Consider the following 9,591-nt stretch of genomic DNA (forward strand, 5'->3'; position numbering starts at 1 on the left):
CGACAACACCATGCAATGGGCCGTGTCTCAGGCCATCCCGTTCCGGCGCATGCATGTGCGCGGCAACATCCGCCTGAACCAGAACAAGGGCTGGGCCAGCGGCGGCTGGTTCTCGGACGTGCTGGTGGATGGCCAGGTCAACTCGGCCACGCAGCAGCAATGGATCTCGCGCAACAGCCAGTGGGGCAGCTGGACGGGTTCGAACTGGAACATGGTTTTCGTCGGCGTGGCTGGCGCACCCGACGGCGAATTTCCGACGCCGGGCCAGCGCTTCACCAAGATTGCGAAGACGCCGCTGGTGCGCGAGAAGCCCTGGCTCTTCATCGATGCCAAGGGGCAGTACGCCGTGCGAGTGCCTGCCTTGCGGCGCGACAGCGCGGGCATCTCGTGGGCGAATGGCGCCGTGGCGCCCGGCAAGACGCTGCCCATCGGCCAGTTCTTCATCGCCAAACCCGGCGACACAGCGGCGACGCTGAACGCCCAGCTGGCCGCCGGCAAGCACCTGCTGTTCACGCCGGGTGAGTACCTGTTGACGCAGACGCTGCAGGTGAAGCGTTCCGGCACGGTGGTGCTGGGCATCGGCTTCCCGACGCTGCGCTCGGACAACGGCCAGCCGCTGGTGAAGACGGCGGACATGGACGGGCTGACGATCTCGGGCCTGTTCCTCGACGCCGGCAAGCAGGACTCTGGCGTGCTGATGGAGGTGGCGCCGGCCGGCTCAAGGAAGCGTCACAAAGCCGACCCCATCGTGCTGCACGACCTGTTCTTCCGCATCGGCGGCGCGGCGGCCGGGCAGGTGGACACGGCCTTGCGCATCAATGCGCATGACACCCTGGTCGACCACACGTGGATCTGGCGCGCTGACCATGGCGAGGGTGTCAGCTGGACCAGCAACCCGTCCTCCCACGGCCTGTGGGTCAACKGCGAGGACGTGACCATCTATGGCCTTTTTGTCGAGCACTTCCAGAAGGAGCAGGTCGTCTGGCAGGGCAATGGCGGGCGCGTCTACTTCTACCAGTCCGAGATCCCCTACGACCCGCCGACGCAAAGCCAGTGGACGAGCCCGACCGGCCGCGGCTATGCGGCGTACAAGGTGGCCGACACGGTGACACGCCACGAGGCCTGGGGCCTGGGCGCCTACAGCGTCTTCCTGAAGCCCGACGTTGTGCTGGACCGCGCCTTCGAGGTGCCAAATCCAACAAAAGCGCCCGGCGTGCGCTTGCGCCACATGATCACCGTCTGCCTGGTGGACAAGGGCAGCATCGAGCGCGTCATCAACGACGCCGGTGACTCGGCGCGCTGTCAGGGCGGCAGCAATACGGCGACGCTGAAGGACTATCCCTGAGGTGTCGGCATCGTCCGACAGTGCATCGCGCTGTCGGACACTGTTTGTCACATGCTGCCGACCTTAGCCTGGGCCCATCTCAAACCAAGGAGAGCGCCATGGGTGCCACCAAGATCATTGCCATCCTGCTGCTCGTCATCGGCGCGGCCAGCCTCGCGATGGGCGGCTTCAGCTACACCAAGGACAAGACCGTCGTGAAGCTCGGCTCGCTGGAGGTCTCGGCCAAGGAGAAGGAAACGGTCAATGTGCCGGTATGGCTGGGCGTGGGCGCCATCGCCATCGGCGGCTTGCTGCTGGTTTTCGGCAGCCGGAGATAAAAACGGGCGCCCGAAGGCGCCCTTGCTGATGCTGCCGAAGAGAAACGGTCAGCCCGCCTCTTTCGCGAGGCGCTCTTCGATGCGCGCCTTGACGGCCGGCAGCGCGGCGGGCAGGTGGAAGGCGAGCTGCGCAAACAGCTCGTCGTGCAGCTTCATCTCGGCCTGCCATTCGGCGGCGTCGATGCGGGTCACGGTGTCGAACTGCTCCGGCGAGAAGTCCAGGCCATCCCAGTTCAGGTCGGTGTAGCCAGGTGTCACGCCAAACACATGCTCCTGGCCACCGCCGGTGCCTTCCAGGCGGTCCAGCATCCACTTCAGCACGCGCATGTTCTCGCCGTAGCCGGGCCAGACGAACTTGCCGTCGGCGCCCTTGCGGAACCAGTTGACGCAGTAGATGGCGGGCAGCTTGGCGCCCGAGGCTTCAAGCTTGGCGCCCAGGTCCAGCCAGTGCTGGAAGTAGTCGGCCATGTTGTAGCCCATGAAGGGCAGCATGGCGAACGGGTCGCGGCGCACGATGCCCTGCTGGCCGGCGGCGGCGGCGGTGGTCTCGCTGCCCATGGTCGCGGCCATGTAGACGCCCTCGGTCCAGTCGCGCGCCTCGGTCACCAGCGGCACCGTGGTGGAGCGGCGGCCGCCGAAGATGAAGGCGTCGATGGCCACACCGGCGGGGTTGTCCCAGTTGGCGTCCAGCGCCGGGTTGTTGGTCGCAGCCACGGTGAAGCGGGCGTTCGGGTGAGCGGCCTTGGCGCCGGTTTCCTTGGCGATCGCGGGCGTCCAGTCCTTGCCCTGCCAGTCGATGGCGTGGGCGGGCGGTGTGTCCGTCATGCCTTCCCACCAGACGTCGCCGTCGTCGGTCAGCGCCACGTTCGTGAAGATCACGTCGCGCTCCAGGCTGTCCATGCAGTTGGGGTTGGTATGCGAGTTGGTGCCCGGGGCGACACCGAAATAGCCGGCCTCGGGGTTGATGGCGTAGAGCTTGCCGTCGGCGTGGGGCTTGATCCAGGCGATGTCGTCGCCGATGGTGGTGATCTTCCAGCCGTCGAATGCGGCAGGCGGGATCAGCATGGCGAAGTTGGTCTTGCCGCAGGCGCTCGGGAAGGCGGCGGCGACGTGGTACTTCTTGCCCTGCGGGCTTTCCACGCCCAGCACCAGCATGTGCTCGGCCAGCCAGCCTTGGTCACGGCCCATCGTGGACGCGATGCGCAGCGCGAAACACTTCTTGCCCAGCAGCGCATTGCCGCCGTAACCCGAGCCATAGCTCCAGATCTCGCGCGTTTCAGGAAAATGGACGATGTACTTGGTCTTGTTGCAGGGCCAGCTCACATCGGCCTGGCCTTCTGCCAGCGGTGCGCCCACGGTGTGCACGCAAGGCACGAAGTCGCCATCCGTGCCCAGCAGCTCGATGACGGCGCGGCCCATGCGCGTCATGGTGCGCATGTTGACGGCGACATAGGGGCTGTCGCTCAGTTCCACGCCGATGTGGGCGATCGGACTGCCCAGCGGCCCCATGCTGAAGGGCACCACATAGAGGGTGCGGCCGCGCATGCAGCCCTTGAAGAGGGCCTTGTCGCCGGTCTGCAGCAGCTCGCGCATCTCGGCCGGGGCCATCCAGTTGTTGGTCGGGCCGGCGTCTTCCTTCTTGGCGGAGCAGATGAAGGTGCGGTCCTCGACGCGGGCGACGTCGCTGGGGTCGGAATTGGCCAGGTAGCTGCCGGGGCGCAGCTTGGGGTTGAGTTTCTTGAAGGTACCGGCGGCGACGAGCTGGTCGCACAGGCGCTGGTACTCATCGGCGCTGCCGTCACACCAGTAGACGTCGGCGGCCTCGGTCAGGGCGGCGATCTCGGCCACCCAGGCAATTAGCCGGGCGTTTTTGACATAGGCGGGCAGGTTCAGCCGCAGCCCCTGCATGGCGGGTTGGTTCATGGCGAAAGCTCCAATCATGGGAATGTGTTTGGGGCAGCTGGCGAGCTGGCCCAAGCACACCGAACCTGAGGAGGTGGATTGTCGAATCCAATGTAATCACGCCGTAACCACCGGGATCGGTGGGGGTCATGCAAAACAGGAATAACACCATGCCAGCGCGGCCGCGCAGCTCACGGCGGTGGCGAAGCGGGGCTAGGGTTTGCGCGAAGAGTGCGTGAAACTTGACGCAACTTCCTGGGTCGTCAGCCCTCGAGTCGCGTACCCAGCCGCCCCAGCACCAGCAACGCCACGGTGGCCGTCAAAGCAGCAAGGCCGGCCAGGCCCACCAGGCCGAAGCGATCCGCCAGCGCCGCGAACAGCGGCGGGCCACTGACCGAGCCCAGGTTGCCCAGTTGCACCAGCACGCCGGAAGCGCGAGCCTGCTGGGCCGGGGTGGGGTTGAGCTGCGGGATCAATGTGGACGCGGCGCCGCCGCCCAGGCCGGCGCAGGTCAACGTCAGCAGTGCCAGCGCCTCGGTGGGTGCGCCCATGAGCGCCGCTCCGGTCAGCGCCAGTGCCGCGGCGCCAAAAGCCAGGTACGCCAGGCGCACCAGCTTCAAGCCGCCCTCGAAGCGCCGCGCGGCCCATCCTGCCGCCAGCGTGCCCGCCGTGGCCATCAGCGGCAGCACCGTGTGAAAACCGCCCTGACCCTGGCCGCTGAAGCGCGGCACGAAGGTGATCAGCGCGATTGTCGGGAAGGCATAGAAGAAGAACGCCAGGCCGGGCAGCGCGGTGCGCAGGTCGGCATAGACCTCGCGGTGCAGGGCCAGCACACCGGCGCGCGCGCCCGCCATGACCGGCGCGGGCGCCGCACGGACGTCGGCCACCCACAACCGCACCGCCAGCGCCGCCAGGGCCAGCAACATTGCATGCCCGGCGAGGGTCTCGCGCGGCGCCAGGCCCTGGGGCAGCAGGCGATCCAGCCCGGCCAGCACGGCGAAGGCCAGGCCCACCACCGTGGCCCACAGGCCCATGACGGCGGTGCGGTGTGGCGGCGCGCAGGCGTGGATCAGCAGCGTCGGCGTGGCCACCATGATGGCCAGATGGGCCGCGCCCTCGGGCACACGGCTGGCCCAGAACAGACCGAAAGGCGGCAGCAACGCTTGCAGAGCCGACAGCAAGGCGCCGCCGCCCAGGCCGATCAGCAGCAGGCGGCGATAGCCCACCCGCGGCGCGAGCCAACCCGCCACGACGCCGCACAGCAGGCCCACCACGCCGACGGTCGACAGCAGCAAGCCCATGCCGGCGGGCGAGGCGTTGTAGACCGCCTGCAGTCGCGTGAACTCGATGGAAATCTTGGCGAACTGGCCGCCGGCCAGCACGCCGCAGGCGCACAGCAGCAGCACGATGGCCCAGCGGGTGCGGGCGGGGGTGTCGATCATGAGGGAATGGCAGCAGGAGCGGCCGCCATGTTGCCAGCTGTGCTGGGGAATACTGAGGCATGACGCACTGATTCAGCGGCATCTTCGCCTGCCGTCGCGCTCTGGAGAAACGATGAAGCCTGTTCCGTCTGCGCTCGCGCTGCTGATGCTGCTGGTCGCGCCGCTGGTCGCCAACGCGGCGGATGCCTCCCGAACGCCGGCAAGCGTCTCGCCGCCGCTGCCGCAAACCGCCCCCGGGGAGCGGCTCGGCACCCTCCTGAACGTGCTCAATAGCGGTGACGCCATTGCGTTGCAGGCGCTGGTCGCTGACAGCTTCGACGCCGCCGAACGAGACCGCCAGTTCGCCGCGGGACAGGTCCAGGATCTGCGGCGCGTGCATGCGATGACAGGCGGCCTGGCGCTGCGTCGCGTCGAGCGGTCGAGCGCCATCGGGATCGAAGCCCTGGCGCAAGGCTTGGCGACGTCTGCCTGGTACCGCCTGTCGGTCTTTACCACCGCCAAGCCGCCGGAATTCTCCGAGCCGGCACCACCCCACAAGATCGTCGCCTTGGGAATCGGCTCGGCCAACGCGCCGCCGGAACTGGCCGAGGCCGGGCTGGACGGGCGGCATTGGCGCGCACGGCTGGATGGGCTCATCGACTTTCTCGCCGCGGGCGACCGGTTCTCGGGCGCCGTGCTCGTGCAAGGCGGCGGGCGCACGCTTTACGCGCGGGCCGTGGGTGATGCGGATCGGGATGCCCATGCCCGCAACGGGCTGCGCACGCGCTTCAACCTGGCCTCGATCACCAAGATGTTCACGGCCGTCGGCGTGGGCCAGCTGGTGCAGGCGGGCAAGGTCCGGCTGTCGGACCCGGTCGGCAAGGTGTTGCCCGAGCTGGCCGACACCGAGCTGGGACGACAGGTGACGGTGCACCACCTGCTGTCGCACACGTCCGGCATGGTCGGCGCACGGGAAGCCATCGAGAAGGGTTTGGAACCTCCGCGCACCGCGCGTGGTGTGGCCGAGATGACGGCCTCCTTCATCGGCGCCCCGCTGGCCTCTCCCCCAGGCCAGCAATTCAGCTACAGCAATGCGGGCTATGTCCTGCTGGGTGCCATCATCGAGCGGGTGTCGGGCGAGCCCTATCGCGACTACGTGCAGCGGCATGTGTTCGCTGCGGCCGGCATGCGCGACAGCTGCTTCTGTTCTCCCACCGACGGCAGGCATCGCGTGGCAACGGCCCACGAGGATGCGCCGTCCGGCGGCAAGGCGCCGAGCACCGCGCGCCTGCCCTTGATCGGGTCTCCGGCCAACATGGCTTTCGCCACGGTCGGCGACATGGCCCGCTTCGCCGACGCGCTGTATCGCGGCCGCCTGTTGAGGCGCAACCTGGTCGAGCAGTTCTGGACCGGTGTGACCGAGCAGCCTGATGGCGTCGAATACGGCTACGGGGCCCATGTCGAGCGGTACAACGGCCGCCGCGTCGTCTGGCACGGCGGCGGCGCGCCGGGCGCGACGAATCGGTTCGAGATGTTTCCCGACGAAGGCGTGACGGTCGTCGTGTTGTCCAACATCGATACCGAGCCGGAACTGATCACGAGCAAGCTCCGGGAGTGGCTGTCCGCACGCCAGCCCGCCGCGCCGCAGACCGCGCCGCCGCCCCTGCTCGCGCTGTCGGTGCAACCCGTGCAGGCCGCGTTGGCGCCGGGCGACGAAGCGGCCTTCGACCTCGTCGTCGCCAACCGGGGCGGGCCAGCCCACGCGGTCGTTGTCAATTTCGAGGTCAAGGACGAGGCCGGCAACAAGGTCGGGCAGCAATTCTTCGCCGACCAGAAGCTGGACACCTTGCAAACCCGGACGTTCCGCTTCACCTGGGCGCCGAAGGAGAAGGGCCGATACCGCATCGGCGCCGGCGTCTTCGGCCCGGGGTGGGGCAGCAAGCTGTTGGTCGAGGACGGCCTGGCGGTCGTGCAGGTGCCGTGAGCACTTCGAGCACTTCGCGGCCGTGGGCTGCCTATGGGTCCGCGGCCAGCTGGTGACCGCTTCAGCTGCCGTGCCAGCGTTTGGCCGCCCGCCTCACCACTTCGGGCAACAGGTGGTTCTCGGCCTCGACGCGCCGCAGCCAGGATGCGTCGTTGCCAATGCCGTTGATCTCGCGGCGCATGTATTGCAGCGCGGCTTCCGCGTGCAGGTCACCGGCGTGGGTGTCCAGCTTGGTCAGCACATGGATCAGGTCGTCGCGCAGCACGCGGTGGTCACCGGTCTCGGGATCGACGAAGGTGCCGTCCAGGCCGAAGCGGCAGGCCTGGAAGCGGTTGAAGGTGTAGGGCAGGTAATCGTCTTCGCTGAGCTTGAACGGTTTCTCCACCGTGATCCAGCGCGCCAGGCACTGGATGAAGCCGGCCAGGGCCGCCGCCTTCTCGATGGTCAGCGGTGTGTCAAGCACGCGGACTTCGATGGTGCCGAACTCGGGCTTGGGGCGGATGTCCCAGTAGAAGTCCTTCATGCCCGAGACAACGCCGGTGCGGGTCATCTTGGCGAAGTAGGCCTCGAAGTCGGTCCAGGTTTGCACGAACGGCGCACGGCCCGACAGCGGGAAGGCGAAGACCGAGTTCAGGCGTGCCGAATCGAAGCCGGTGTCCTCGCCCTGCACAAACGGAGACGATGCCGCCAGCGCGATCAGGTGGGGGATGAAGCGGCTCATGCCGTGCAGCAGCACCAGGGCTTCGTCGGCGCTCGGGCAGCCGATGTGGACATGCTGGCCGAAGATGGTGAACTGCTTGGACAGGTAGCCGTACAGCGACGACAGCTCATGAAAGCGCGGCGTCTCGAAGATGCGCTGGCGCTTCCAGTGCTGGAAGGGGTGGGTGCCGCCGCCGCACAGGCTCACGTCCAGCTTTTCGGCACAGTCCACCAGCGCGTCGCGGATCTGGCCCAGCTCCGACAGCACCTGGCCGAAGCCCGTGCAGACGCCGGTGGCCAGCTCGATCATGCTGCTGGTGATCTCGGGCTTCACGTCGCCCGGGATGCTGCGCTTTTCCATCAGCCGCATCAGGTCACCCGAGACAGGCGCGAGGTCGTAGTCGTCGCTGTTGACGATCTGCAGTTCGAGCTCGACACCGAGGGTGAGCGGCTGCGATTTGGAGAAATCACCCAGGCTCATTCAACGGCCTCCTTGTTGCGTGGGACGCGCTTGGGCGCAGGCGGCAGCTCGCCGGCCAGGCGCAGCGCGAACTGCACGGCGATGGGGCCGATCAGTTCCAGCACGGCAATGCTGGCCAGGATGATGGGTACGGCGCCGGCAGCCAGTTCCGGCTCGGCGCGCATCAGCTCGCTGAGCATGACCAGGGCGGTCGCGGACAGCGGCGTCATCGTGATCGATAGCGCCAGGCCCTGGCGCCAACTGGCCTTGGCCATGGGCGCCAGCGCCACGATGGCCACGGTCTTGGCGATGAAGCGGGCTGCCAGCAGCGCCAGCGCGGCGAAGCCGCCGGCGACGAGGATCTTGGGCGACCAGGCCGAGCCGACGATGACGAAGAGCATCAGCACCAGCGCCCCGCCCGAGGTGCCGAAGTGACGCGGCCAGACCCAGGGCCGGTCGCTGGTGTTGCGCAGCAGCAGGCCCGCCAGCAGCGGCATCAGCAGCGTCGACACGCCGATGGCGCGCGCGGCGACGATGGCGAAGGCGACCAGGCCGAACAGCAGCAGCACGGCGCTCTCATTGCGCAGGTCCAGGCGCCGCGCAACGAGGTAGACGGCGCCCGCCAGCAGCGCGGCCAGCCCCAGTGTCGTCAGCAGCGAGATCGCCAGGCCAGCGAGCGCCTGCGACAGGCTGCCGCCGTCGTCGGCCGCCCACCAGGTGCGCATCAGGATCAGCGCGACAACGGCGTACAGCGTGTTCAAGGCCGTCAGCAACGAAGCCCGCTGCGTGACTTGACCCGCAGCCCCCAATTCCATCGCGACGCGGCCGGACACGGCGGCGGGTGCCGGCATGGCCAGGATGGCGCAGGCGATGGCCGTCTGCCAACTGAGATCAAACAGGCGCAGCACGAAGGCCACCGCCAGTGCACTGAGCAGGGCTTCGGCCAGGCTGGTCAGCGCCAGGCCAGGGTTGCGGACCAGCCAGCGCAGGTGCACGCGGCTGCCGATCTCGAACAACAGCAGGCCCAGGGCCAGGTCGGTCACAGTCTGGGCCGCGCCGGCCAGCGGCATCGCAACGCCGTGGCCGAAGGCAGCGGCCACGCAGCCTGCCAATGTGTAGCCGACCACGCGCGGCAGCCGCGTCGTCGCGGCGATGAATTCGCCGGCCAGAGCGCCGGCCAGCAGCACGCCAACGACGAACATCAGCGCGCTGGACGGAGGAACGGCCAAGCCGGCCCAGACCCGCGCGCCGGTGTCTAGTGCATTCATAGGCTCTCCCTAAAAGTTTTGGCCGAAGCCTAGACGCACGGTCGGCGCGCCCTTGTAGGCCGACATGCCGAAAGCCTCCTGGACAATGGCCGCCATGCAAGTCGTCAGCGTGAACACCGCCCGCGTCGAACACTTTGTTGCGACCTCGGGCCAGGTACTGGATTCGGCCATTYGCAAGCGCCACTGCCAGGGGCC

Annotated in this window: 7 protein-coding genes; 3 read left to right on the forward strand and 4 right to left on the reverse strand. The window is 68.0% G+C overall.

The genetic code is table 11. From position 1 onward, the window contains the following. Together ACXJKR_RS15790 and ACXJKR_RS15795 are read left to right on the forward strand one after the other, a co-directional pair. On the forward strand, positions 1 to 1,345 hold a 1,345-nt coding region (locus ACXJKR_RS15790), incomplete at its 5' end, for a hypothetical protein (protein ID WP_457323630.1). A 98-nt stretch (positions 1,346 to 1,443) separates the two neighbouring features. Then, complete coding sequence (locus tag ACXJKR_RS15795) at positions 1,444 to 1,662, forward strand: hypothetical protein (protein ID WP_056200702.1); 219 nt, start codon at positions 1,444 to 1,446, stop codon at positions 1,660 to 1,662. A 48-nt stretch (positions 1,663 to 1,710) separates the two neighbouring features. On the opposite strand, the gene ACXJKR_RS15800 is transcribed toward ACXJKR_RS15795, so the two are convergent. Both ACXJKR_RS15800 and ACXJKR_RS15805 read right to left on the reverse strand, forming a co-directional pair. Continuing rightward, a complete protein-coding gene (locus ACXJKR_RS15800; RefSeq protein WP_457323631.1) occupies positions 1,711 to 3,585 on the reverse strand; it encodes a phosphoenolpyruvate carboxykinase (GTP) in 1,875 nt (624 codons plus the stop codon). A gap of 242 nt (positions 3,586 to 3,827) precedes the next feature. Beyond that, complete coding sequence (locus ACXJKR_RS15805) at positions 3,828 to 5,006, reverse strand: MFS transporter (RefSeq protein WP_457323632.1); 1,179 nt, start codon at positions 5,004 to 5,006, stop codon at positions 3,828 to 3,830. A gap of 112 nt (positions 5,007 to 5,118) precedes the next feature. Here ACXJKR_RS15805 and ACXJKR_RS15810 point away from each other — a divergent pair, with 112 nt between their 5' ends. Next, a complete protein-coding gene (locus ACXJKR_RS15810; protein WP_457323633.1) occupies positions 5,119 to 6,969 on the forward strand; it encodes a serine hydrolase domain-containing protein in 1,851 nt (616 codons plus the stop codon). A 61-nt stretch (positions 6,970 to 7,030) separates the two neighbouring features. Here the strand turns inward: ACXJKR_RS15810 and ACXJKR_RS15815 are convergent, their stop codons facing one another. Further along, positions 7,031 to 8,149, reverse strand: a complete 1,119-nt coding sequence (locus tag ACXJKR_RS15815; RefSeq protein WP_056200690.1) for a YbdK family carboxylate-amine ligase — start codon at positions 8,147 to 8,149, stop codon at positions 7,031 to 7,033. Continuing rightward, complete coding sequence (locus tag ACXJKR_RS15820) at positions 8,146 to 9,396, reverse strand: cation:proton antiporter (protein ID WP_082532833.1); 1,251 nt, start codon at positions 9,394 to 9,396, stop codon at positions 8,146 to 8,148. Before ACXJKR_RS15820 ends, ACXJKR_RS15815 begins: the two co-directional genes overlap by 4 nt. Positions 9,397 to 9,591 lie beyond the last annotated feature (195 nt).

It is taken from the genome of Roseateles sp. P5_E11 (assembly GCF_054049355.1).

Excerpts from the sequence above, each read along its gene's own strand:
- ACXJKR_RS15795 (WP_056200702.1), top strand. The coding sequence starts at position 1,444 with ATGGGTGCCACCAAGATCATTGCCATCCTGCTGCTCGTCATCGGCGCG.
- ACXJKR_RS15800 (WP_457323631.1), bottom strand. The coding sequence starts at position 3,585 with ATGAACCAACCCGCCATGCAGGGGCTGCGGCTGAACCTGCCCGCCTAT.
- ACXJKR_RS15805 (WP_457323632.1), bottom strand. The coding sequence starts at position 5,006 with ATGATCGACACCCCCGCCCGCACCCGCTGGGCCATCGTGCTGCTGCTG.
- ACXJKR_RS15810 (WP_457323633.1), top strand. The coding sequence starts at position 5,119 with ATGAAGCCTGTTCCGTCTGCGCTCGCGCTGCTGATGCTGCTGGTCGCG.
- ACXJKR_RS15815 (WP_056200690.1), bottom strand. The coding sequence starts at position 8,149 with ATGAGCCTGGGTGATTTCTCCAAATCGCAGCCGCTCACCCTCGGTGTC.
- ACXJKR_RS15820 (WP_082532833.1), bottom strand. The coding sequence starts at position 9,396 with ATGAATGCACTAGACACCGGCGCGCGGGTCTGGGCCGGCTTGGCCGTT.